Genomic DNA, 22,469 nt, shown 5'->3' on the forward strand with positions numbered 1-22,469 from the left:
GTGCCGCCGCTGCGCCGTGCGCTCTCGACGGCGACGGCAATCGGACTCTACCCATTCCAACACCTCGAGTCGGTGATGCACGGAGCTGGGTCGTAGCGCCCCGTGATCCGCCGCAGGAGGTGGGGCTCCACGTCGTCGCTGCCAGGCGGCGCGGGTCGAAACCGCAAGCTGGCTCCGGCGGCGACCCTCGCGTTCCACGGTTCGAAGCTGGGCCGCCCGGTGTCCTGGAATCGAACGCAGAGCTGGGTGGCCGCCCTCGCAGCTTGCGGTTCGCCGGATTTCTCCCGGGCCTCGACGGTCACACTGAAGCCCTGCGCAACCGTCGACTCGCCGTCGCTGGCGGTGACGTTGATCACGGCCTGGCCGGCGGCCACGCCCTCGATCGTCACCGTCGTGCCCTCCATGGAGGCAGTGGCCACGTCGGCGTTCGAACTCGATGCCATGTAGCTGAGCTCGTCACCGTCCGCATCGCTGAAGTACCCCGTCACGTCAACGGTCACTGTCCCGCCAACCCCACGGAGTGCGTCCGGATCGAACCCTGGGCTACCGGCGGATTGTTCGAACTGTAGGCGCCGCGGACGGTTCCCGCGACGCGCATGAAGGCGAAGCGGGAGCATCGCGTGCCGCTAGGCAGCCGCGCCATGGAGACCGTCGACCAGGTGCGAAGGCTCGACGATGGCGGTCCTGGCTGGTGTCAGCCGCGGTAGCGGGAAGCCGCTCGCGGACGCGCACCTGCGGCTGAGATCGCGGCCGTCCCGCACGGCTTTCGGTCGAGCTTTCGCGACTGGGCGGCCGAGGAGACGGATCATCCGCGCGAGGTTGTCGAGGCGGCGCTGGCGCATGTGTTGCAGAACCGAGGCAGCCTACCGGCGCACGGATCTGTTCGAGCGCCGAGTCGGCCGACTGGGCGGCCTATCTGCAGAAGCAGGCAGGGTGGCGCAGCGAAAAGCACCGGATCCCGTTACTTCAGGTGGGCGGTCGCGATGGAGTTCCGCGCCTGACTTCTGGTGCTGACGCGTCCGCGATAAGGCACGAGATCGCGGCCGTCCCGCACGGCTTTCGGTCGCCGAGATACGCGGGCCGCACGGATAGACTCGAGCGGCAAGATCGCGACCGTGCGCCCCGACTTGAAGGGCGAGATCCGACTTCACGAGGACATGCGGGGAATGCGGGAGGACATCCGCTCGCTGGCGGTGCCCCCCGGCCCCTCAAGGGCTGACACACCCTGGCCCCCGCGGCTTGCCCCGCCGTACCGGAGGGCGCAGTCCCGTGCGACGTTAGCGAACCTTCGCCGCTTCCCGTTGATAGCCGGTTGACCCCGTCGGCGACTTTGGTGCGGTGACCGAAGGGGCTAGCTTCCGAAGCAGGTAACGACGCGGAGAGGAGGGGCACAGCGTGAACTGGGAATCGGTCCTGCCGATGATGACGGTCTTCGCCATGCTGGTGGGCTCCGTCTGGACGATGACGAAGCTGTTTTCGCAGCCCCTCGAGCGGCATCTGGATCAGCTGGATCGGCGCATCGACCGCCTGGAGAGCAGGATGACCGAAGGGTTCGCGCAGATCCGTGAAGACATTCGCGCCTTGGGGACACCCCCGGCACCCTGACCCGCCCCATGTCGAAGTCGAAGACAGACGCCGCGAAGTCTCGAACGGATGTCGGCACAACCGGAGCCGATGCCGGCAGATCCCGTGCGCGCGCCGCCCGCTCCAGGGCGACGGACGGCATCACCATCACCCGCTGGAGCCTCGGCCTCTCCCTCACCATCGCGGTCACGGTCCTGACGGGAGCCTTCACGCTGGTGTGGGACGAGACTGCCACCCTTGGCGACACGCAGGTCGAACTCGTCAGCCGGGTGTCCCGCCTCGAAGTGGAAGTCACGGGTCTCCGGCGGGAAGTCACGGATCTGCGCGAGGAAACGCGCGAGGAATTCCGCGAAGTGCGCGAGGAAATCGCGAAATGCGTGAGGAAATGCGCGAGGAAATGCGCGAAATGCGTGAGGAAATCCGCCAACTCGCCGATCTCATCCGCGCGCGTGAAACGCCGGGCACGGAAACCCAATAGATCCCGGCCTCTCCCCGGTTCCGTGGCGGGTGCCGGTGCGTTAACATGGCCCCCCGTTCGGCGGTCGCGTGGCCGTCCGCGGGAAACTTCGGTTCAGGCCGTTTCGTACATCCGGTTCAACCGACGGCGGCCGGGTCCCGGGGAGAGCGGCGATGGGTGTCTTTGAATTCATCATCATCATCGTGGGACTCGTGACGTTCGGCGAGGTGGCCTCGAAGTGGTTCGAGGGGCGTCGCTCGCGGTCCGAGATCGCACCGGGCCGCGACGGGCCGTCCGACGAGGAGATCGCGCGCCTGCGGGAACATGTCGCGCTCCTCGCGAGCCAGGTGGACCGCCTGAGCGAGGAACAGCGCTTCATGACCCGCCTCCTCGAGACGGGCGCGCGGGGCCGGAGGGCGTCGTCGGGCGAGCCGCGCCCGGAGGGGCGACCTGATTCACGGTTGAGGGAGCCGATCTGATGCTGAACAGAGAGGACATAGAGAGCTTCTTGATCCGCAGCGAGGCGGACTTCGAGGAACTCGACGAGGGACTCTGGATGGTCCACGCCAGCGGCGAGAGCGCCGAGAGGCGACCGGGCATCGTGGTGAACTTCCAGCCACCGGTGGTGGTGTGCCGCGCGGATATCCGGGACCTGCCGGTCGACGACGAAGACCAGCTCGCGCTGTACAGGAGGCTGCTGCAACTGAACGCGGTGGACCTCATCCACGGGGCCTACGGTCTCGAGAACGAAGATGTCATCCTGAGTGACACGCTGGAGCTGGAGAACCTCGATTTCTCCGAGTTTCGGGCTTCGCTCGAGAGCCTGTCCCTCGCGCTGACGTCGCACTGGGACACGCTGACCGCTGAAGTCCCCAACGATTGAGGGAAGGGTATACATGGGTCTCCTCGACCGTCTTACACGCCTGATACGCTCGAATATCAACGACCTCATCGCTCGGGCCGAGAATCCCGAGAAGATGCTGATCCAGATCATCGAGGACATGCGCCGCCAGCTCGCGCAGGCGAAGCAGGAGGTGGCGGTCGCGATCGCGGACGAACGGAAGCTGCGCGCGCAGTTCGACGAGTCGCGTTCCACGGCGGAGGAGTGGGAGCGCCGGGCGCGGCTCGCGATCAGGGAGGGCCGCGACGACCTGGCCCGGCAGGCGCTCATGCGGGGGCAGGAGCACGCGCAGCACGCGCGTGACCTGGAGGCGCAATGGCGCAACCACCGCGACGAGACGGAGAAGCTCAAGAGCTCGCTGCGGCAGCTGAACGCGAAGATCGAGGAAGCGAAGCGCAAGAAGAACCTCCTCATCGCGAAGCAGAAGCGCGCCGAAGCCCAGAAGCGCATCCACGACACCATGCAGGGGCTGCAGGACAAGAGCGCGTTCCGCGCCTTCGACCAGATGACGGAAAAGATCGAGGAGGCGGAGCGGCGGGCGGTCGCGAGCGCCGAAGTCACCGAGGAACTCACCGGCGACACGCTGGTGAGCGAGTTCAAGGCGCTGGAGGCGGGCGGCGACGCGGCGGTCGATGACAAGCTGCTGGCCCTGAAGGCCTCCATGGGCATGCTCCCGGCCGCCGAGCCGGACGAGTTGAAGGCGCTCGGATCGGGTTCGGACTCCGCCGCCGCCGCCGACGAGATCCCCGAGGCGGAACTCCGCGAACTGTTCGAGGGCGGCGACGCGTTGGGCGATGCGGGCGATGCGGGCGGCGAGGGCGACGAGGGCGGCGACGCGAGCGACGAGACGGAGGCCGGGAAAGCCGGGGAAGCCGAGCAGACCGGGGGCTAGTGGGCAGCCAGGGCCCGGGGCCGGGAAGCCGGCGTCTCTCGTCCTCTCGGCTCACGATACTCGCCGAGGGGGCCTTCGGAGTCGAGACGGCGAAGACCGCGTCGTCCGTGGTGCGCTACCAGCCGGAGCGCGTCGGCTCCGTGATCGACTCCCGCTTCGCCGGGCGCACGGTGGGCGAGACGCTCGGGTTCGGGGGCGACATCCCCATGGTCGCGACCTTCGCGCAGGCGCTCGCGCTCGAACCGCGTCCGGAGGCGCTCCTGGTGGGCATCGCGCCCCAGGGAGGCCAGCTGCCCGACGCGTGGCGGGCGGTGCTCGTGGCGGCGCTGGAGGCCGGCCTCGACGTGATCAGCGGGCTCCACTTCTTCCTCTCCGATGACCCCGAACTGGCGGCGCTGGCGGCGCGGCGGGGGTGCGCCCTCGTCGATCTGCGCAAGCCGCCGGATGACCTCTCTGTGGGTGCGGGCCGCGCCATGGGCACGGACGCGTTCCGGGTGCTGACGGTCGGCACGGACTGCAACACCGGCAAGATGACGGTGTCGCTCGAACTGCAGCGGGCGCTGGAGGCGCGCGGGGTGAGGGCGGCGTTCGCGGCCACCGGCCAGACGGGGATCCTGATCGCGGGCTCGGGCATCGCGGTCGATGCCGTGGTGTCGGACTTCATCTCGGGCGCCGCCGAGCGCCTGACGCTCGACGCGGCAGCCGACCCCCCGGCCGACCCCCCGGCCGATGTCGTGCTGATCGAGGGCCAGGGATCGCTCATGCACCCCGGCTACTCGGGCGTGACGCTGGGGCTGCTGCACGGCACGCTGCCGGAGGCGATGATCCTCACCTGGATGCCGAGCCGCCCGCGCATCTACGGCGGCAATCACAGCTGGGTCGTGCTCCCCGACCTCGACGAGGTCATCGAACGCTACGAGTCCGCCCTCGCCTGGGTCTGCCCCGACGTCCCGGGGCGCGTGATCGGCGTCGCCCTCGCGACCTACGATCTCCCCGAGGACGAGGCCCGGTCCGCCGTCCGCCACGCGCGCGAGGTGACCGGACTCCCGGCCACCGACCCCATCCGCTTCGGCGCCGCCCCCCTGACCGACGCCATCATCGGCGCCCTGAAGACCTCGATGATGCACCGTTGATCGGCTCTCACATCCTGTGCGGGATTCCGCTATCGGACGCCCGGCGCCACCGGTCGGCCCGATGGGTTACGTTGCACTCCGCAGCCGCAGGAGGATGGGTTGGTGCCCACACAGGAAGCTGTAGTACCCGCAGGAAATCACGCCGATCTTGTCGACGCGATCGTCACGGCTGTGGAAGCCAGCTTCGACGCCCGCTTCAACGAACTGCTCTCCGCGGTGCTGGGACTCCGGGAGGGATTCGCGAGCCTGCGAGACCGGTTCCTGGACCTGCGCGACCACATGGACCAGCGCATCGGCATGCTGGAAGAGCGGGTCGGCGCCGTGGGGAACCGCGTCGGGGGGCTGGAGCAGAAGGTCGGGGGGCTGGAGCAGAAGGTCGGGGGGCTGGAGCAGAAGGTCGGTGCGGTCCAGCAGAGGATCGGCGCGCTGGAGCAGCGGACCGGGACGGTGGAGCGGCGAATCGCCGAGTTGGATGTACCGCGTCGTCAGGTGGGGTTCAGCCCGCCGCAGCCCTGACCACGGCTATGGCGCCTCCCACAAATCCGCCGCCGGAGCCGCCTGGCCGTTCCCCCTCGCCAGTCCCTCCACGGCACCGCCGGACCACAGCTCCCTCATCCCGGGTTCGATGCGGCCGTTGCCCGCGAGGAACGCGCCCCCGCACTCGAGCGTCAGCCGCCGCTCTCCGGCGAAGGCCCGGACCACGTCGTGGCCGCCCTCGACGGCCCTCTGGAGCACGGGGTCGATGGTCGACGGCAGGGGACCGAACGTACCCCCGGCCTCGCGCACGATGAGGGCGCCCGCGGCCACATCCCAGGGCCTCAGCCAGTGCTCCCAGAAGGCGTCGAGCCGCCCGCACGCCACGTCGCAGAGGTCGACCGACGCGGCCCCCTGGCGCCGCACGCCGCTCGTCTTGGCCAGCATCGTCCCGAGTACGGCCAGGTAGCGCGGCAGAAGTTCCCGCCTCTTGAACGGAAAGCCGGTCCCCAGCAGGGCGAGTTTGGGGTCGGAGACCTCCGACACCCGAATCGGGTGCCCGTCCCGCATCGCCCCTCCCCCTCGTTGCGCGGTGAACTCCTCCTCGTTGGACGAATTGATGACGACGCCCGTCCGCAGGCCGCGGGAGTCGACGGTGGCGATCGACACGCCGAAGGAGGCGTAGCCGTGCAGCCAGTTGGTCGTCCCGTCGAGTGGGTCGATGACCCAGAGCATCCGCTCGCCGGCCCCGGTCTCGGATTGCGTGGAAACCGGCGAGAGGTCGTCCTCGGCCATGATGATGTGGTGTGGAAAACGGTCGCGTACGAGGTCGACGATGAGGCGCGCCGACTCGTGGTCGACGGTCGTTACGAAGTTGGCCGTGCTCTTGTCGATCGCCTCGCCGGGACCGAGAGACCCCTGCATGACGCGGTGGAAGCCGGCGGCGACCCGCGCCGCCTCGAGGCTCGTCTCCATGAGTGCTGCGTCGAGTGCTGCGTCGTGATCTGGATCGTCGGAGAGTGGGGGCACAGAGGCGCTTCCGTCTGAGGTCGGGGAATCGGGTTTCGGGGTCGCGTCGCGTAACGCGTGAGGCGATACTACGCGCAACATGGATAAGCGCAAGCGGGTATTCAGCGGAATCCAGCCCACGGGCCAGGCGCACCTCGGAAACTACCTCGGGGTGTTCCGGCGCTGGGCGCGGATGGTCGACGAATACGAGTGCTACTACTGCATCGTCGACCTGCATGCGATCACGCGCGAGTACGAGCGCGAGGACCTCCTCCGACGGGTGTTCGATCTCACCGTGTCGCTGGTGGCGTCGGGGATCGACCCGGAGCGCTGCACGCTGTTCGCGCAGTCGCACGTCCCCTATCACAGCGAACTCTCCTGGCTGTTCAACACGGTCACTCCGGTGGGCGACCTGGGGCGGATGACGCAGTTCAAGGAGAAATCCGCCGGACGCGAGTCGGTGAACGCGGGACTCCTCAACTACCCGGTGCTGCAGGCGGCCGACATCCTCCTCTATCGGGCCGACTTCGTGCCGGTGGGGGAGGACCAGCGGCAGCACCTGGAACTGTCGCGGGAGATCGCGCGGCGCTGGAATGCGCGCTTCGGGACCTTCTTCCCGGAGCCGGAGACGCTGGTCGGGACGGGGAGCCGCGTCCGCGGACTCGACGGCGTGCGGAAGATGTCGAAGTCGAGGGACAACACGGTGCGGATGGTCGCCGAGCCGGACGAGTTGTGGGCGCGCCTGCGCACGGCGGTGACCGACCCGGCGCGGGTGCGGAAGGACGACCCCGGCAACCCGCACGTGTGCAACGTGTTCGCCCTGCACGGGTTCTTCACGGACCCGGCCGAGCGCGAGGAGATCGAGATCCGCTGCCAGACGGCGGGGATCGGCTGTGTGGCCTGCAAGCGGAAGCTGGCCGACAACGTGGCCGAGGACCTGGCCCCGGTGCGCGCGCGCGCGGCCGAATTGCGGGCGAACCCGGAGCAGGTGATCGAGATCCTTGCGGCGGGAGCGGAGCGGGCCCGCGCGGAGGCCGCGCGCACGATGGAGGTGGTGCGCGAGCGCATGGGCGTGGGCGCGAGAACCCTCGACGCGGATCTGCGCCAACTCGCCGGAACCGCGGGAGCCGCGGGGGCCGCCGGAGGCTGAGTGCGCCGCTTCGTCATCTGGATGTACGCGCCGGAGACCCCCCACTGGTCGATGCCGGACTGGTCCTTCGAACGGATTCGGGAGGCGCTGGACCCGGAGTGGACGATCGACTCGGTGCGGGTCGCGCTGGAGGCGTCGGGGGACGGCGTGCGGGTGACGCCGCCCGAACTTCTGGAGGCGGTCGCGGACGCGGAGGTCTATTGCGGATGGGGGATCCGCCGCGACGTGTTCCTGGCCGCGCGCCGGCTGCGCTGGTTCCACTCGGGCGCGGCGGGGGCGCGGAACTCGCTGTTCGAGGAGATGCGCGAGAGCGACGTCATCTTCACGAACTCGGCGGGCATGTACGCGGACTCGCTGGCGGACCATGCCCTGGCCGGCATTCTCTATTTCGCCCGCGGCCTGGACGTGGCGGTGCGGGCGCAGCGCGAGCGGGTGTGGGCCCAGTCCGCGCTGAACTCGCCCCGGAGTCCGCTGCATGCCGCGCCCCCGAGAGGCGAGGTGGCCGGGGCCTCGCTCGGCATCATCGGCTACGGCGGCATCGGATCGGCGCTCGGCCGGCGGGCCCGCGCCCTCGGCATGCGAGTTCAGGCCATTCGCCGGCGGGTGGGCGCCACGCCCCCCGAGCTTGACCGCCTGGAGGGGCCGGATTACCTGCCGACCCTGCTCGAGTCCTCCGACTACGTCGCGCTCACGGCCCCGGAGACACCGGAGACGCATCGCCTGCTCGGCGCGGAGGAACTGGCGCGCATGCGGCCGGGGGCCGTGTTCATCAACCTCTCTCGCGGCACGCTCGTGGACGAAGCGGCGCTCGTGCGGGCGCTGGAGGCGCGCCGTCTGCGGGGGGCCATGCTGGACGTGTTCGAGACGGAGCCGCTCCCGGCCGACCACCCGCTGTGGGGGCTGGAGAACGTCCTCGTGACGCCGCACGTGGGCGGGACCTCGGCGAACTTCTGGAAGCGCGAGACGGAGTTGATCGTGCGCAACATCTCCCGCTATCAGCGCGGCGAGCCGCTCGAAAACCGGGTGGACAAGGCGCGCGGCTACTGAGTACGATGTCACGCCGCGTTTCCGCGGAAACGTTCCCGCGGGAACGTCGGGGACCTGCAAAGACCCCGATAACTCCAACTCCGGAAATCCCATGAGAGATCTCGGCGGCGTACATCTGCCCGTAGCCACGCCCTTCTCCGAGGACGGCGGGCTCGCGATCGAAGCGTTCGAAGCCAACCTCCGGGAGTGGCTCTCGCACCCCATCGCGGGCATCGTGGTGGCGGGTTCGACGGGGGAGGCTCCGCTCCTCCGGAGCCGTGAGTTGAGCGCGCTGGTGGAGGCGACGGCCGCGCAGATCGGCGACCGCACCCTCACGGTCGGCACCGGGGCAGAGGCGACGCGGGACGTGATCGCCGCGAATCGAGACATGGCCGGGCTGGGCGCCCACGCCGTGCTCGTCCGCTCCGGCTCCTATTACCTGAAGGCGATGAGGCCGGACGTGGTGCGCGACCATTTTCTCGCCGTGGCGGACGCATCGCCGGTGCCCGTCATCCTCTATCACATCCCCCAGTTCGTGCCGGTGCACCTCACGCCCGATCTCGTGAGCCGGCTCGTCGAACACCCCAACATCATCGGGATCAAGGATTCCTCGGGAGACCTCCGCAACCTCGGCGCGCTGGTCGAAGCCTGCGGCCGCAACGCGCAGGTGCTGGTGGGCTCGGGGGCGCTCCTCTACGCGGCGCTCGAGGTGGGGGCCGTCGGGGGCATCCTCGGCGTGGCCGTGATCGCGACGCGCTCGTCCTGCGCGCTGTACGACGCGTGGCGGGCGGGGGACCATCGCCGGGCCGGGGCCATGCAGGAGAGGATCGGCCCGCTCCACAAGCGTGTCGTGGCCGAGGGAGGGATCGCCGCGGTGAAGGCCGCCCTCGACCGCCTGGGGCTCTACGGAGGCGCCCCGCGCAGCCCGCTGCAGCCCGCCGACGCCGCGCAGCTCGCCGTCGTAGACGCCGCGCTCGAAGCCGCCGCCCTCGGCGTCTCCGCCTGAAGTCGCCGACCCGGTCCTCCCGGATTCATCGATGAGCAGCGGAACAGGTGCGCTCTCGCGCGAGTCTCTGGCCGCGCTCGATGCCGCGATCTCGGAATGGCACCGGGTCCGCGACGAGATCGCTCCCGAGGACGAGAAGCGTCTCTGGAAGAAGTTCCGCCTCGAGTGGAACTACAACAGCAACCGCATCGAGGGGAACACGCTCACGTACGACGAGACCGTACTCCTCAAACAACCGAACCACGTCCGGACGGTCACCGGAGAACTCCACAAGTTCGCCGAACCCGAGGAGACGCCCGCACGAATGGCAGAGTGGGTACGCCGGTTCCGGAGCGATCTGGCCCGGGAAGACTACCCTCTCCCGGAGTTCCTGGCGGAATCACACTGGTCGTTCGTTCACATTCATCCGTTTGACGACGGGAATGGACGCACGGCGCGGCTGCTCACCAACTATCTCCTGCTCTGGAAAGACCTCCCTCCCATAGTCATCAAGAGCAGGGACCGGGATCGGTACATCGGTGCTCTTCGACGAGCTGACGCGGGGAACGGTATCCCGCTGGCGCAGTTCATGCTGACCCAACTCCTCTGGTCGCTGGATCTCGGCATCCGGGCGGCCGGCGGCGAGTCGCTCCGGGAACCCGACGATCTCGACAAGGAAATATCGCTCTTTGTGAGGGAGAAGAATCCGGAGACGGCGACGAGGTCTGACATTGAGATCCTGGACGCCATCTACGAGCTGTACGTCCAGCCGATGGTCGAGAAGCTCGACCGGCACATGGAAGCGTTCGCCGACCTGTTTCGCGTCTATCAGGCCACGGCGCGGATCGATGCACATCCTCACAAGATCCGGGGCGAGAATATTCTGGATCTCGAGCAATGGAAGGGGTTCAGGGAGGAGCTTGAGTCCGAATCCGAGTTCGCGCTCGGTGACCCTCCTGTAATGTTGAGGCGGGCATATTCACTGGAGGACTATCGCGGCGACGCGAACGAAGGGTTCTCTCTGATGCTGCATCTCCAGTGGGTGCTCGGACGCGACGCGCGCCAGTTTGAAGTGAAGCTCAACGGTCCGCCTATCGAGGACGCGTCGCACGGGATTCCCTACGCAAGCCTCGGTGTCGAGTCCGCGGGCGTGCAGGAAAGGGTGGAGGTGATCTGTCAGGCGGTAATGGACAAGATCAATACCCTCTCGCGGGGGACAACGCCGGGCTGAGAGAATAGGTTGCGGGCAGGTCGATCCACTTCGGGAGCCGCGTCCGCGGGCCACCGTACCATCCACAACGGGGAAAGCTCTTTGTTCAGCGACAATGTGCGCTGCCTGGTGGTCGTGGGCGCGCAGTGGGGAGACGAAGGGAAGGGAAAGATCGTGGATGTGCTCGCGGAGCAGGCCACGATCGTGGCGCGCTATCAGGGTGGCGCGAACGCGGGGCACACGGTGTGGGTCGAGGAGGACGAGTTCATCCTCCACCTCATCCCGTCGGGGATCCTGAACCCGGACACGCGCTGCCTGCTCGGAAACGGGGTGGTCGTGGACCCGTGGGTGCTGGCGCGGGAGATCGCCACGCTGCGCGACCGGGGGATCGACCTCGACGGGCGGCTGGGCGTGAGCCGCCGGGCGCACCTCGTCCTCCCCTATCACCGGCTGCTCGACGCGGCGCAGGAGGACAGCCGGGGCGCGGCGAAGATCGGGACGACGGGGCGGGGGATCGGTCCGGCGTACCGGGACAAGGTCGCCCGGACGGGGCTGCGCTTCGGGGACCTGCGGGACGTGGACCGGACGCGGGAGATCGTCGCGGGGGCGGCGGTGCGCGCGAACGTCACGCTGGCCGGGCTCGGGGACGCGCGGCGGGTGGACACGGATGACGTGATGTCGCGGCTGGAGCAGGTTCGCCGGCAGATGGTGGAGCTTTCGACGGACGCGGGGGACGAGATTCGCGGCGGGCTGGCGGCGGGGGGACGGGTGCTGCTCGAGGGTGCGCAGGGCGCGCTGCTCGACATCGACCATGGGACGTATCCGTTCGTCACTTCCTCGACCACCACGGCGGGAGGGGCCGCCTCGGGGGTCGGCATCGGCCCGACGCTCATCGACGAGGTGCTCGGCGTCGTCAAGGCGTACATCACGCGTGTGGGGGCGGGTCCGCTCCCGACGGAACTGGCCGAGGCGGAGGCCGAACGCCTGCGGCAGCTCGGCGGCGAGTTCGGCGCCACGACCGGGCGGCCCCGCCGGCCGGGCTGGTTCGACGCCAGCGTGGCGCGCTACGCGGCCGGCGTGAACGGCCTCACCGGCCTCGCGGTCACCAAGCTGGACGTACTCGACACCTTCGAGGAGATCTGCATCGCCACCGGCTACGAGGTCGACGGGGCGCCGGTCGCGTCGTTCCCGGATTCGATCGCGGACCTCGCGCGGGTGACCCCCGTGTTCGAGCGCTGGCCGGGCTGGGCCACGGATACGACGGGCTGCCGCACCTTCGCGGAACTGCCCGGGGCCGCGCGCCGCTACCTCGCCAGACTCGAGGAAGTGTGCGGCACGCCCATCCGTTTCGTGGGGGTCGGCGCGGCCCGCCGCGAGACCATCGCGGTGCCTGCCGGTGCCGCCCTCCGCTGACCCTTCGCCGGGTCGGCCCGCCGCGCCGCTACACGCGGAGCGGGTCGCCCTCCATGCGCCTCCACAACGCCTTCCGAGAGAAAGGCCGCAGTCAGATTGGCCTGTGGATCGAGATCCACCGCGAGAACGGAGCGGTCCATCTCCGACAGCATCCACGCGAGGTGGTAGACGAGCGGAGTCTTGCCCACACCTCCCTTGTTGTTGAAGAACGTCAATACTGGCGCCGCCACTAGCGAGCTCCGACGGTACAGTGCACCCAATGGGAGTTCACGCGGAACTCCGGTTCCGGTTGTCCGTTCTCCCTCAGCTCGCGGCGCGCGATCGGAATACCGGCGCCATATCGCTGAACCAGCCCGAGAGCCTTCATTGCCTCGGCCAGGTTCGGATTGCGGTAGGCGACGACTCCCGGCCGGCCGAAATTTGCCGCCGTCACGCCCCCGTAGGGACCTCCGGGGCTGCAGAGCCGCCAACGGGTAGGTCGTCCGGCGGCGGTCTGTTGGTTCAGACGTGATGTCAACCGCCCGCGTCGTTCCCGAGATCCGCAGGAATTGCACGTAAGCGTCTGGAATGAAGTCCTGCGGACGGATGCCGAGCACCAGCATGCCCGTTACGGTTGGCGTTGGATCGTCCGCCGTCGCAACCATTTTAGTAGATGTCAGGCGTTCTTCGAGACTCCGGTCATTGAGTTCAAGAACGGCGCGATCAACCGCTTGTGCGATGGCCCGGCGCGGACCGACCCGAATCCAGATCCGCCCCTTGTATCTCACAGGGGGGGAATCCGACGGCCCAACCGTCACAGTGGCCACGTCGGCATCGGAGAGCCTGCGCCGCTCGACCGACAGCGTAGGTGGGGGCACGGTGTTTCCGTCCGTCTTGATGTCGGCAAGTTGACGCAGCAAGGCGTCTGTGATCTCCAACCCCGTGGGTCTGCCGGCGTCGTCGGCTCCTACGAAAACGACGCCGGGGCGCCGATGGCCCGGCAGGTCGTTGGCGAACGCGCACACCGCCTTCCTGCGAGGTCCATGCTGCGGCCAGAGCGGACGGAAGCCGAAGTTCGTTGCCCGAAGTCGCGGAACCCCCTAAAATCCTTGGCTTCGTATGAGTCGGGTGCGGGCGGTATTGCGGCCCCCGGGCGGGCCCCTCGAGACGCGATGGAGCGATCCAATCGCGTCTTTTGATGTCTGGAACCGACTCCGGAACCGACTCCGGAGCCGACTCCGGAACTGACAGAGCGGTGGATGTTCGAACGTCTGGGTGACCGTCTCGATGGCGTGCTGAAGAAGTTCCGTCAGCGTGGCGTCATCACGGAAAAGATGCTGGACGAGGGGCTGCGCGAAGTCAGGCGCGCCCTGCTGGAGGCGGACGTCAACTTCCGGGTGGCGCGCAACTTCCTCGACAAGGTGAAGACGCGGTCGCTGGGCGAGGACGTGCTGAAGTCGGTCCGCCCGGGTGACCAGATCGTGAAGATCGTGCACGACGAACTGGTCGCGCTCCTGGGCGAGACGATGCCCGAGCCGTTCGAGGCCGCCGTGCCGCCCACGGTGATCATGCTCGTGGGGCTGCAGGGGTCGGGGAAGACGACGACGGCCGCCAAGCTGGGCCGTCGCCTGGCGAAGGACGGCGGGCGGCCGGGGCTCGTGGCGTGTGACCCGTACCGGCCGGCCGCGGCGGACCAGCTCGAGGTGCTGGCCGGGAAGGTCGGCGTCCCGCTGCTCGCACGTCCGGGCGGCGAGGACATGGCCGCGCTGGCGAGCGAGGCGGCCGGCGCGGGGCGGAAGAGCGGGGTCACGCATCTGGTGCTCGACATGGCGGGCCGCCTGCAGGCCGACGAAGCGCTGATGGATGAACTCCGCCGCGTGAAGGACGCCGTGGAGCCGCACGAGATCTTCCTCGTGGCGGACGGGATGACCGGACAGGAAGCGGTCCGCATCGCCGAGGGCTTCCATGCGGCGGTGGGTCTTACGGGCGTCGTCCTCACGAAGATGGACGGTGACGCCCGCGGGGGCGCGGCGCTTTCGATCTACAGCGTTCTGGGCGTTCCGATCCGTTTCGTCGGAACGGGCGAACGTCCCGAGGACCTCACGGTCTTCGACCCGGAGCGCATGGCCGGACGCATCCTCCAGATGGGGGATATCGTCGGCCTCGTGGAACGGGCCCAGCAGACGATCGATCTGGGCGAGACGGAGCGGCTGCAGAAGAAGCTGTTGACGGGCAGGGGAGAGTTCGATCTTTCGGACTTCCTTGCGTCGATCCAGCAGATTCAGAAGATGGGGCCCCTGAAGGGCCTGTTGAAGATGATGCCTGGCGTCGACGCCCGGATGCTCGACCAGGCGGATGTCGACCCTCGACGGGTGAGGCACCTGGAGGCGATCATCCTCTCGATGACGCCGGAGGAACGGAGACGGCCGGACATACTGAACGGGTCGCGGCGGGCGCGGATCGCGAAGGGTTCGGGCCGGCCCGTACACGAAGTGAATCGTCTCATCAAGCAGTTCCGCGAGATGCGGAAGATGATGAAACAGATGGGCAAGCTCATGCCGCAGATGATGGGGGGCGGCGGCCCCCCGGACCTCAGCCGGCTCATGAGCTGAGACCAACACAGAGCTGAGACCCAGAGCTGAAACACAGGGCCGAATCGGAGAACGGAATGGCGACAGCAATCAGACTCAAGCGGGTGGGCGCGAAGAAGGCCCCCTCGTACCGCATCATCGTGACGGATTCGCGCGAAGGGACATCCGGGGCCTCGATCGAACGGCTCGGACTCTATAACCCGCGGACGAAGCCTTCGAGGGTGCGCATCGACGCCGCGCGCACGCTGCACTGGCTCAACGAGGGCGCGCAGCCCAGCGACACAGTGCGCTCCCTGCTCCGGAAGACAGGCGTATGGAAGCAGTTTCACGACGGGGTGGACCCCGCGTCGCTCGAGACCGCGGTGGTCGAGATCGGACCGCCTCCCGGGCAGCGCGGCACGTCTCAGCGCCCGAAGCCGGAGCCCGAAGCCGAGGCGCCGGCAGCCCCCGCTGAGGAAGCCGCACCGGAGGCTGCGACCGAAGCTGCGGCCGAGGCCGCGCCGGATGACGACGCGGAGCAGAAAGACTCGGACGCCTAGCCGCGCGCTGCCGGCCCCGGCGTCGTGATGTCCGACGCGATCGTGATCGTGGCCCGTGTCGTCCGGCCCCACGGGATCCGCGGCGGACTGCTGCTGGAAGCCGAGACGGACCACGGTGAGGCGCTGTTCCGGGCCGGGCGGCGGCTTGGCATCGTGGACGGCGCGGCTGGCCTCGAGGCGATCACTCTCGACGCGGCGCAGCCCCACAGCGGACGCTGGCTGGTCGCGATCCGCGAAGTGGCGGACCGCCCCGCGGCCGAGTCGCTGCGCGGCGCGCGCCTGAGCGTCCCCCGCGAAGAACTGCCGGATCTGCCGGACGGAGGCTATCTGCTCCACGATCTGATCGGCATGTCGGTGTGCGAAGCGGGCGAGACGATCGGCGTGATCCGCGAGGTGTACGATCAGCCGGGCGCGCCGCTTCTCGCGCTGGATGTCGCCGGCCGGGAACGTCTGATCCCTTTCCGGGCGGAACTGGTCGTGGAACTGGACTTCGAGGCGGGCGCGGTCCACATGGCTCTCCCCGCCGGCCTGCTCGAAATCTGACCCGTCCGCCCGCGAACGTGAGCCCCATGCGCATCAACGTCATCACCATCTTCCCCGACTACCTCGAGGGTCCGCTCGGTCTCTCGATTCCGGGGCGCGCCCGCGAGGCGGGGCTCATCGACTACCATCTCATCGACCTGCGGGCGTACACGACCGACCGCCACCGGACGACGGATGACGAGCCGTTCGGGGGCGGCGGGGGCATGGTCATGAAGCCCGAACCCTTCGGCGAGGCTCTGAGGGCGCTCGAGCGGCCGGGCCACGTCGTGTCGCTGTCGCCGCGAGGGCGGCCGTTCGACCACGACACGGCGGTTCGCTTCGCGCTCGAGTCCGACCTCACGCTTCTGTGCGGGCGCTACAAGGGCATCGACGAACGGGTCAGCGAGGCGTGGGTCGACGAGGAGATCTCGATCGGCGACTACGTGCTGAGCGGGGGCGAGCCGGCCGCGCTCGTCGTCATTGACGCCGTGGTGCGCCTCCTCCCCGGCGCGCTCGGCGATCACGATTCGGCCGCGTCCGACTCCTTCTACGAGGGCAGGCTGTCCGCGCCCGCGTACACCCGGCCGGCCGAGCACCGCGGCCGATCGGTGCCGGACGTGCTGCGGTCGGGCGATCATCCGCGCATCGAGCGCTGGCGGACCGGGCAGGCTGATGCGGCCACCCGGCAGCGCCGCCCCGACCTTCTCGATCTCGACGCGGCTGACTGACGCCCGTATAATAATCGGCTGCGGCCGCAGGACGATCACGCCGCCGCAACCTTCCTGTGACAAGAGACTGACCCAAGAGACGGACAAGGATAGACGAACGATGGATCCCAGAATCGCCGAGATCGAGGAGGGATACAAACGCTCCGATCTTCCGGCCTTCGCGCCGGGGGACACGGTGCGCGTCCGCGTGCGGGTGAAGGAAGGCGAGAAGGAACGCGTGCAGCCGTTCGAGGGCATCTGCATCGGGCGCCGCGGGGCGGGCGTCAACGCGACGTTCACGCTGCGCCGGATCTCGGGCGGCGTCGGCGTCGAGCGCATCTTCCCGCTCCACTCCCCGTGGATCGCGGGGCTCGAAGTCGTCCGGCGCGGTGACGTCCGGCGTGCGAAGCTCTATTACCTGCGCAAGCGCCGCGGCAAGCGGGCCCGGGTGCCCGAGCGGAAGTGGTGGCTCGACAAGAAGGAAGGCGCCTGACGACCGGGACTCGATCGCCAGCGGGCCCGGTGGCCGCGCCGCTCGACTACGAGGAGCGCGGCTGGTCTTCGGGTCTGCGCGTCGTGGTCGGGATCGACGAAGCCGGCCTCGGCCCGGTGGCGGGTCCAGTGGTCGTGGGAGCGGTCGCGCTCCACCGCGGCCAGCAGTTCGAAGGTTGTACGGACAGCAAGCAGGTCAGTCCCACGCGCCGTGAAGAACTCGCCCGCCTCATCCGCGCGCAGAGCCTGGCTTGGCGCGTCGCTGCCGCTTCAACCCGCGAGATCGAGCGTCTCAACGTTCGCGCGGCGTCCATCGTGGCCATGCGCCGCGCGCTCGACCGCCTGTCCCTCGAAGCGGATCTCGTCCTGGTGGACGGCAACCCCGTCCCCGAACTCGGTGAACACCAGTCGATCGTCGGCGGCGACCGGGCCTCTCACTCCATCGCCTGCGCCTCGATCCTGGCCAAGGTCACGCGCGACCGCCTGATGCGGCGCCTGCACGCCCGGTATCCGCTCTACGGCTGGGCGTCGAACAAGGGATATCGGACTCGGGACCACATGGAAGCGATCCGTCGGCACGGCCCGACGCCGCACCACCGCGTCACTTTCCAGGGCGTGCTGCAGACTGAACTCGATCTCGATCCGGCATCATGAGCGCGGGCGGGGCGCCGGCGCTCGCGTCTCCCCCGTACCAGCTCGCCATGACCGTCTCGGCCGGTTTGCCCTGCGGCGAATAGTCCGTGGCGATCCACTCTCCGGACGGGGAGCCCGCGTACCACTTCCAGGCGAAGCCGCCCGCGAACCAGGGCCGATTCCACCACACGCGGAACAGCGCCTCGTACGCCGCCGCCTGCGCCTCCTGGTTCGCCGGTACGCCCCGCGCCCGCCGTCCCTCCGGCAACTCCCACTGCCGGCCCGCCGCGCCGTCCACGCTGCGATATCCGTACTCGGCGAACAGAATCGGCTTGCCCGTGACCTGCGCGACCTCGCTCAACTCCTCGCTCCATGGACCCCACGCCTCGACCAGTGTCTCCACGCCGGGGGTGGGGTCGTCGGCGAGCGGGAAGTAGGCGTCCACGCCCACCAGATCGAGGGCGTCCCAGAACTCGATGAGGGCGTATTTGTCCCAGTTCGCCGCGTAGGTCAGCCGTCCGCCGTAGATCTCGCGTACCTCGGCGATCAGCGACCGCCAGTAGTCGGGACGTGCGAGCGCGACGAGATCGACCTCCGTCCCGACGCTCATCATCTCCACATCCATGGAGTCCGCGAGCGCGGCGAAGCTGAGGATGTAGTCGCGGTAGTCGGAGAGGAACGTCTCCCAGTCCTCGGCCGTGTCGGGCTCGAACTCGCCGGGCCAGCCCTGCCCGCGCACCCAGAGATGAGGCTTGAGGAGAACGGAGAGCCCGCTCGCTTGCGCGTACTCGATCGTCCTTGCCACGCCGCCCGTCGTTTCGCCCCAGAACTGGCGCTCGCGATCGAACGCGACGTGGGGATCGTCGGGATCCAGGAACCCGTAGGGGATGACCGCCACCCAGTTCGCCCCCGCCCCGGCGGCCGGCACGAGCGCGTCGGCCGACATCTCGCGGCGCGGCGCGGAGAACGACACCCCCCGGATCCGCTCTTCGGGACGGACCGAGACGGCGCCATCGCCTCCCGCGCCCGCCGGGCCACACCCCGGCACGGACAACACGGCCAACACGGACAACACGGACAACACGGCCAGCACGGCCAGGACCGCGGCGAAGCGGCCGGGTCCCCTCACTGAACATCGTTTCGTAGTCATCTATACCATCGTGACCATCGTGCTCGAAAGCACCTTGAATCTCAACAGGCCCTCTCCCCACACACCCCTCACCACGGTCCCTACGAGGCCCGCCTTGCCGCAGGGTTCAGGCCTTGAGCTTTCCCCGCGCCCCGAGTCTCTTGTGCGGATGAGCCAGGAACCCTTCGACTTCGACGGTGCGTACGGGGGCGGCTACGAACGGCTCGCACGCACCGTAATACCCGGCTATCTGACCTCGTTCCACCAGGCGCTCGCGCTTCTGCGGGGACGCCTGGGGCCGAACCCGCGCGTGCTCGTCGTCGGGGCCGGAACCGGCATCGAGATCGTCACCTTCAAGACAGCCGAGCCGGGGTGGCGGTTGACCGGCGTCGACCCGTCCGCCCAGATGATCGAGATCGCCCGGCACCGCGTCCGCGAAGCCGGAGTGAACGACGGGGTCCATCTCGTCCACGGGCGCGCGGACGACCTCGACGAGGGCGGCTTCGACGCGGCCACCTGCTTCAACGTGATGCACTTCCTCCCCGACGATGGGGCCAAGCAGGCGCTCCTCCGAAGCATCGCGGAGCGGCTCGCCCCGGGCTCGCCCTTCGTCCTGTTCGAACTCCACGGAGATCGCGCCGCCTCCCACTTCGGCGAGTACTTCGCGGCGTGGAGCCGGTACTGGGAAATCCAGGGGATGGGCGAGGCGGAGCGAACCGAGTTCCGGGCGAAGATCGACGAGGGCATCCACTGGATCTCCGAAGCCCGGATCCTGGAGTTGCTGGCCGCGGCGGGGTTCGAGGACGTGCAGCGCTACTTCCGCTCGCTCCTCTACGGAGGCTGGATCTCGCGCCGGTCCAGTTCGGGGAAGTAGCTCGAATAGAAACCCCGGTCGCGCGTGAGGAAGCGCTCGGCGGCCGCCACCGCATGTGCGCCGATCAGAAAGTCCGAGATGATCCGTGCCCGGGTGCCGCCCGCCTGGCGATAGCGCCCCCAGCGCTGGCCCGCGTCGTAGGCCATATGCGAGTCGACCGCGGACACAACGACATTGATCTCGCGCAGCGTCCGGTCCAGCGCATGGCGGTCAGGAAAAGCGGGGGCCAGTTCCGCGTATACGACATCACAGATGATGAGGGCTCCGGCATCGTACGCCTCCCGGAGCCATTGCCTCGACGTGTGGCCGTGCCGGTCGTCGCGCAGGAAGACATCCAGCAGGACGCTCGTGTCCGCCGCCGTGATCATCTTCCCCGAATCTCCTCGAGGTACTCGTCGGTGTTTCCGCCGGACCCGAGGACGCCGTACACCCGGTCCACCGGATGTTCGGCCGCGGCTCGCTTCCGGATGAGGAGGCCCCCCTCCGTCGGCACGAGTTCGATCTCGACGTTGTGATTCATTCCAAAGCGATCCCGAAGGGGCTTGGGGATCGTGATCTGGCCCCGTTCCGATATGCGCATGATTATCTCCATATGAATAACAGATGCAGAAAATCATATTTCTATCTACGTTTATCGTGCAAGTATCGGTGCAAGTATCGTGCAAGTTGCCTCTCACGATTGCGAAGACGTTCCCGCGGGAACGTTTCGGCGGATTGTTGCCACGAGACGTCGCGCGCAGGATGATGTGGTTCATGGGTCAACTACGGATCAACGCGGAAGCGACGATCGCGGGTCCGCCGCCGCGGCTGCGGCCGATGTGGCGTATCGGAGCGGCGTGCGCGGTTCTGGCGTGCGGCGGCGGCGAAGTGGCGGAGCCGGATGCCGCCGACGCACGCGTCGTCTCGGTGGAGGTCGTACCCGAGGCGACCCTGATCGTGGGAGCGGGTGGCGAAGCGAGCTTCTCGGCCACCGCCCGCACCGGACTCGGGACGGTCGTACCCGGCGGGGCGGGCGCGCTCCGTTGGTCCTTGGAGGATCCGACCGTCGCGACCATCGCGCCCGGGGGCGCAGCCGGGACATCCACCGCGGTCGTGACGGGGGTGGCCGCCGGCGTTACGCGGGTCGTGGCGACGATCGACGGGGTCCGGGGCAGCGCCAGCCTGGAAGTCTTCATCCCGGAGGAGGTCGCCCGGTACGAACCCGGGCGGAGCTACTTCGGCCGGAGCCGGTACGTGGAGTACATCCCCGGCGAGTTGCCCGTGATCCTGTCGGCCCCTCATGGCGGAAGGCTCATCCCCGCCGAGATCCGTGAACGCCGGTCCGGGACGCACGTGACCGACACCAACTCAATGGAACTCACGCGGGCCCTGCGCGGGGCGCTGCTCGACCTCACGGGCCGCGCGCCCCATGTCATCCTCTCTCACCTCCAGCGGCCCCGGATGGACCCGAACCGTGAAATCGTGGAGGCGGCCGAGGGGAACCCGTTCGCGGAGCAGGCCTGGCGCGAGTTTCAGGGCTGGATCGAGACGGCCCGGACCACGGTGGCGGCGGACTTCGGCGCGGGCCTGTACCTGGATGTCCACGGCCATGGCCACGACATCGATCGCCTCGAGCTGGGATACCTCCTCACCGCCGACGAGCTGAACCAGTCGGACGCGGTGCTCGACGGCGCCGAGGTCGTCGCGCGCACCAGCATCCGGGCTCTGGGACGCACGTCGTCGCTCCCCTTCTCACGGCTGCTCCGGGGCCCCGCGTCCTTCGGGGGTCTGCTGGAGGCGGAAGGAGTCGCGTCGGTGCCGAGCCCGGGTGACCCTTCGCCCGGCGACGCTCCCTACTTTCGCGGCGGGTACAACACGCGGCGCCATGGCTCTCTGGCGGAGGACGAGGTGATCAGCGGCATTCAGCTCGAGCACCACTTCGCGGGACTGCGGGACAACGACGCGAACCGGCGCGCGTACGCGGAGGCGGCGGCCCGCGTGATCCGTCGGTTCATGCTGGAGCACTACGGAGGGTTCGGGGGTACGAGCCGACCATGAACGGCACACGGACGAGATTTGGCGCGGCGCTCGGGGCCACCCGCTGGGCCACCCTCGGGGCGACCACCGTGCTGGCGCTGGCCACAGCGGCGGGAGGGGCGCTCGAGGCCGACATCTTGCCGCGGGAGCGGACCCAGGAGGCGGAGGTGCTCCTGCTGATGGGAGGTGTGCGGGACGGAGAGATGTCGATCGACCCCGCCTTCGTGTACGAAGGGAGAGTCCGGCTGCCCGAGGCGCCCGGCCCCTACAGCCTCCGGGGGTTGGACGGCGAGGGGGAGACGCTGTTCTCCCTGAGCTTCACGCCGCATGAGATCGACCACGGAGGTAGCGGCTTCTCCTTCTCGATCGCGTTCGAACCCGCGTGGACGGAGGCGCTGGATCGGATCGAAGTCCGGGGTCCGGAGGGGGTCGCCACGGTGGATCGGGTGGCCGGGGGCCGGGCGATGCTGATCATCGACCGCGCCACGGGACAGGTCAGGAGCATCCTGCGCGACGGCTCCGGCGGGCTGCCGGCAGCGCTGGCCGCCGACAGCGCCGGCCTCGAGATCATCCGGGGACTGCCGCGCCGCCCGAGTGACGGTGTTAGCTTGATTCGCGCCGGGCGGACGCCGCTACGTGTCCGCCCCGCCTCCCGGCCGGGTAGCTCAGTTGGTAGAGCAACGGACTTTTAATCCGCAGGTCGTGGGTTCGAGCCCCACCCCGGCCCCTCCCGGTCCGAGCACCATGACGACGC

General features: G+C 68.9%; 26 protein-coding genes, 1 tRNA gene and 1 pseudogene. 20 read left to right on the top strand and 8 right to left on the bottom strand.

Annotated elements, in window-relative coordinates:
* Window positions 1–47 precede the first annotated feature (47 nt).
* The gene (locus ACN9M6_RS13145) at window positions 48–500 is read right to left on the bottom strand and encodes a hypothetical protein (RefSeq protein ID WP_419163346.1); all 453 of its coding nucleotides are present in this window, start codon (window positions 498–500) and stop codon (window positions 48–50) included.
* An 895-nt stretch (window positions 501–1,395) separates the two neighbouring features.
* Between ACN9M6_RS13145 and ACN9M6_RS13150 the strand changes: the two genes are divergently transcribed.
* From ACN9M6_RS13150 to ACN9M6_RS13175, 6 genes are all read left to right on the top strand, one after another.
* Complete coding sequence (locus ACN9M6_RS13150; protein WP_419163347.1) at window positions 1,396–1,605, top strand: hypothetical protein; 210 nt, start codon at window positions 1,396–1,398, stop codon at window positions 1,603–1,605.
* Between the two features lie 609 nt (window positions 1,606–2,214).
* Complete coding sequence (locus ACN9M6_RS13155; RefSeq protein ID WP_419163348.1) at window positions 2,215–2,520, top strand: hypothetical protein; 306 nt, start codon at window positions 2,215–2,217, stop codon at window positions 2,518–2,520.
* Entirely contained in the window at window positions 2,520–2,924 is a 405-nt protein-coding gene (locus ACN9M6_RS13160; protein WP_419163349.1) for a hypothetical protein, read from the top strand. The genes ACN9M6_RS13155 and ACN9M6_RS13160 overlap by 1 nt, the downstream gene beginning before the upstream one ends.
* Before the next feature lie 13 nt (window positions 2,925–2,937).
* Window positions 2,938–3,834, top strand: coding sequence for a PspA/IM30 family protein (locus ACN9M6_RS13165; RefSeq protein WP_419163350.1), 897 nt, complete (start codon window positions 2,938–2,940; stop codon window positions 3,832–3,834).
* Window positions 3,834–4,967 carry a DUF1611 domain-containing protein gene (locus ACN9M6_RS13170; RefSeq protein ID WP_419163351.1) on the top strand — a complete coding sequence of 378 codons (1,134 nt, stop codon included), beginning with the start codon at window positions 3,834–3,836 and terminating at the stop codon, window positions 4,965–4,967. The genes ACN9M6_RS13165 and ACN9M6_RS13170 overlap by 1 nt, the downstream gene beginning before the upstream one ends.
* 102 nt (window positions 4,968–5,069) lie before the next feature.
* Window positions 5,070–5,483, top strand: a complete 414-nt coding sequence (locus ACN9M6_RS13175; protein WP_419163352.1) for a hypothetical protein — start codon at window positions 5,070–5,072, stop codon at window positions 5,481–5,483.
* Window positions 5,484–5,489: 6 nt separating this feature from the next.
* On the opposite strand, the gene ACN9M6_RS13180 is transcribed toward ACN9M6_RS13175, so the two are convergent.
* Window positions 5,490–6,470, bottom strand: coding sequence for an inositol monophosphatase family protein (locus tag ACN9M6_RS13180; protein ID WP_419163353.1), 981 nt, complete (start codon window positions 6,468–6,470; stop codon window positions 5,490–5,492).
* Between the two features lie 79 nt (window positions 6,471–6,549).
* Between ACN9M6_RS13180 and trpS the strand changes: the two genes are divergently transcribed.
* The 5 genes from trpS (at window position 6,550) to ACN9M6_RS13205 (ending at window position 12,233) form a co-directional block, all read left to right on the top strand.
* Window positions 6,550–7,599, top strand: coding sequence for a tryptophan--tRNA ligase (gene trpS / locus ACN9M6_RS13185; RefSeq protein ID WP_419163354.1), 1,050 nt, complete (start codon window positions 6,550–6,552; stop codon window positions 7,597–7,599).
* Window positions 7,600–8,646 (top strand): D-2-hydroxyacid dehydrogenase, encoded by a 1,047-nt coding sequence (locus tag ACN9M6_RS13190; protein WP_419163355.1) that lies wholly within the window; start codon window positions 7,600–7,602, stop codon window positions 8,644–8,646. It abuts the gene before it with no gap.
* Window positions 8,647–8,737: 91 nt separating this feature from the next.
* On the top strand, window positions 8,738–9,631 hold the full coding sequence (locus ACN9M6_RS13195) for a dihydrodipicolinate synthase family protein (protein WP_419163356.1): 894 nt from the start codon (window positions 8,738–8,740) through the stop codon (window positions 9,629–9,631).
* Between the two features lie 31 nt (window positions 9,632–9,662).
* The gene (locus ACN9M6_RS13200) at window positions 9,663–10,841 is read left to right on the top strand and encodes a Fic family protein (protein ID WP_419163357.1); all 1,179 of its coding nucleotides are present in this window, start codon (window positions 9,663–9,665) and stop codon (window positions 10,839–10,841) included.
* Window positions 10,842–10,937: 96 nt separating this feature from the next.
* On the top strand, window positions 10,938–12,233 hold the full coding sequence (locus ACN9M6_RS13205; protein ID WP_419163756.1) for an adenylosuccinate synthase: 1,296 nt from the start codon (window positions 10,938–10,940) through the stop codon (window positions 12,231–12,233).
* Here ACN9M6_RS13205 and ACN9M6_RS13210 read toward each other — a convergent pair.
* From ACN9M6_RS13210 to ACN9M6_RS13220, 3 genes and pseudogenes are all read right to left on the bottom strand, one after another.
* Window positions 12,125–12,463 (bottom strand): ParA family protein, encoded by a 339-nt coding sequence (locus ACN9M6_RS13210; protein ID WP_419163757.1) that lies wholly within the window; start codon window positions 12,461–12,463, stop codon window positions 12,125–12,127. The two genes, ACN9M6_RS13205 and ACN9M6_RS13210, sit on opposite strands and share 109 nt — an antisense overlap.
* Window positions 12,463–12,666 (bottom strand): ATP-binding protein, encoded by a 204-nt coding sequence (locus ACN9M6_RS13215; RefSeq protein WP_419163358.1) that lies wholly within the window; start codon window positions 12,664–12,666, stop codon window positions 12,463–12,465. Before ACN9M6_RS13215 ends, ACN9M6_RS13210 begins: the two co-directional genes overlap by 1 nt.
* A gap of 352 nt (window positions 12,667–13,018) precedes the next feature.
* Window positions 13,019–13,237: pseudogene (locus ACN9M6_RS13220) on the bottom strand (RNA-binding domain-containing protein); the annotation flags it as partial.
* Between the two features lie 234 nt (window positions 13,238–13,471).
* Between ACN9M6_RS13220 and ffh the strand changes: the two are divergent.
* The 6 genes from ffh (at window position 13,472) to ACN9M6_RS13250 (ending at window position 17,717) form a co-directional block, all read left to right on the top strand.
* Complete coding sequence (gene ffh / locus ACN9M6_RS13225; RefSeq protein ID WP_419163359.1) at window positions 13,472–14,824, top strand: signal recognition particle protein; 1,353 nt, start codon at window positions 13,472–13,474, stop codon at window positions 14,822–14,824.
* A gap of 56 nt (window positions 14,825–14,880) precedes the next feature.
* Complete coding sequence (gene rpsP / locus ACN9M6_RS13230) at window positions 14,881–15,342, top strand: 30S ribosomal protein S16 (protein WP_419163360.1); 462 nt, start codon at window positions 14,881–14,883, stop codon at window positions 15,340–15,342.
* 27 nt (window positions 15,343–15,369) lie between these two features.
* Entirely contained in the window at window positions 15,370–15,885 is a 516-nt protein-coding gene (rimM, locus tag ACN9M6_RS13235) for a ribosome maturation factor RimM (protein ID WP_419163361.1), read from the top strand.
* A gap of 26 nt (window positions 15,886–15,911) precedes the next feature.
* Complete coding sequence (gene trmD, locus ACN9M6_RS13240; protein WP_419163362.1) at window positions 15,912–16,592, top strand: tRNA (guanosine(37)-N1)-methyltransferase TrmD; 681 nt, start codon at window positions 15,912–15,914, stop codon at window positions 16,590–16,592.
* Window positions 16,593–16,692: 100 nt separating this feature from the next.
* The gene (rplS, locus tag ACN9M6_RS13245) at window positions 16,693–17,064 is read left to right on the top strand and encodes a 50S ribosomal protein L19 (RefSeq protein ID WP_419163363.1); all 372 of its coding nucleotides are present in this window, start codon (window positions 16,693–16,695) and stop codon (window positions 17,062–17,064) included.
* Between the two features lie 29 nt (window positions 17,065–17,093).
* Window positions 17,094–17,717, top strand: coding sequence for a ribonuclease HII (locus ACN9M6_RS13250; RefSeq protein ID WP_419163364.1), 624 nt, complete (start codon window positions 17,094–17,096; stop codon window positions 17,715–17,717).
* Here the strand turns inward: ACN9M6_RS13250 and ACN9M6_RS13255 are convergent.
* Window positions 17,665–18,825, bottom strand: a complete 1,161-nt coding sequence (locus ACN9M6_RS13255) for a glycoside hydrolase family 113 (protein ID WP_419163365.1) — start codon at window positions 18,823–18,825, stop codon at window positions 17,665–17,667. The genes ACN9M6_RS13250 and ACN9M6_RS13255 overlap by 53 nt on opposite strands.
* Before the next feature lie 169 nt (window positions 18,826–18,994).
* Between ACN9M6_RS13255 and ACN9M6_RS13260 the strand changes: the two genes are divergently transcribed.
* On the top strand, window positions 18,995–19,699 hold the full coding sequence (locus tag ACN9M6_RS13260) for a methyltransferase (protein WP_419163366.1): 705 nt from the start codon (window positions 18,995–18,997) through the stop codon (window positions 19,697–19,699).
* On the opposite strand, the gene ACN9M6_RS13265 is transcribed toward ACN9M6_RS13260, so the two are convergent.
* Complete coding sequence (locus ACN9M6_RS13265; protein ID WP_419163367.1) at window positions 19,657–20,067, bottom strand: type II toxin-antitoxin system VapC family toxin; 411 nt, start codon at window positions 20,065–20,067, stop codon at window positions 19,657–19,659. The genes ACN9M6_RS13260 and ACN9M6_RS13265 overlap by 43 nt on opposite strands.
* Window positions 20,064–20,279, bottom strand: a complete 216-nt coding sequence (locus ACN9M6_RS13270) for an AbrB/MazE/SpoVT family DNA-binding domain-containing protein (protein ID WP_419163368.1) — start codon at window positions 20,277–20,279, stop codon at window positions 20,064–20,066. Before ACN9M6_RS13270 ends, ACN9M6_RS13265 begins: the two co-directional genes overlap by 4 nt.
* Before the next feature lie 173 nt (window positions 20,280–20,452).
* Between ACN9M6_RS13270 and ACN9M6_RS13275 the strand changes: the two genes are divergently transcribed.
* Window positions 20,453–21,736, top strand: coding sequence for a hypothetical protein (locus ACN9M6_RS13275; protein ID WP_419163369.1), 1,284 nt, complete (start codon window positions 20,453–20,455; stop codon window positions 21,734–21,736).
* A 633-nt stretch (window positions 21,737–22,369) separates the two neighbouring features.
* Window positions 22,370–22,442 (top strand) — tRNA-Lys (locus tag ACN9M6_RS13280).
* The last annotated feature ends 27 nt before the right edge of the window (window positions 22,443–22,469 follow it).

The sequence above is a fragment of the Candidatus Palauibacter sp. genome (assembly GCF_965197445.1).
Classification (GTDB): Bacteria; Gemmatimonadota; Gemmatimonadetes; order Palauibacterales; family Palauibacteraceae; genus Palauibacter.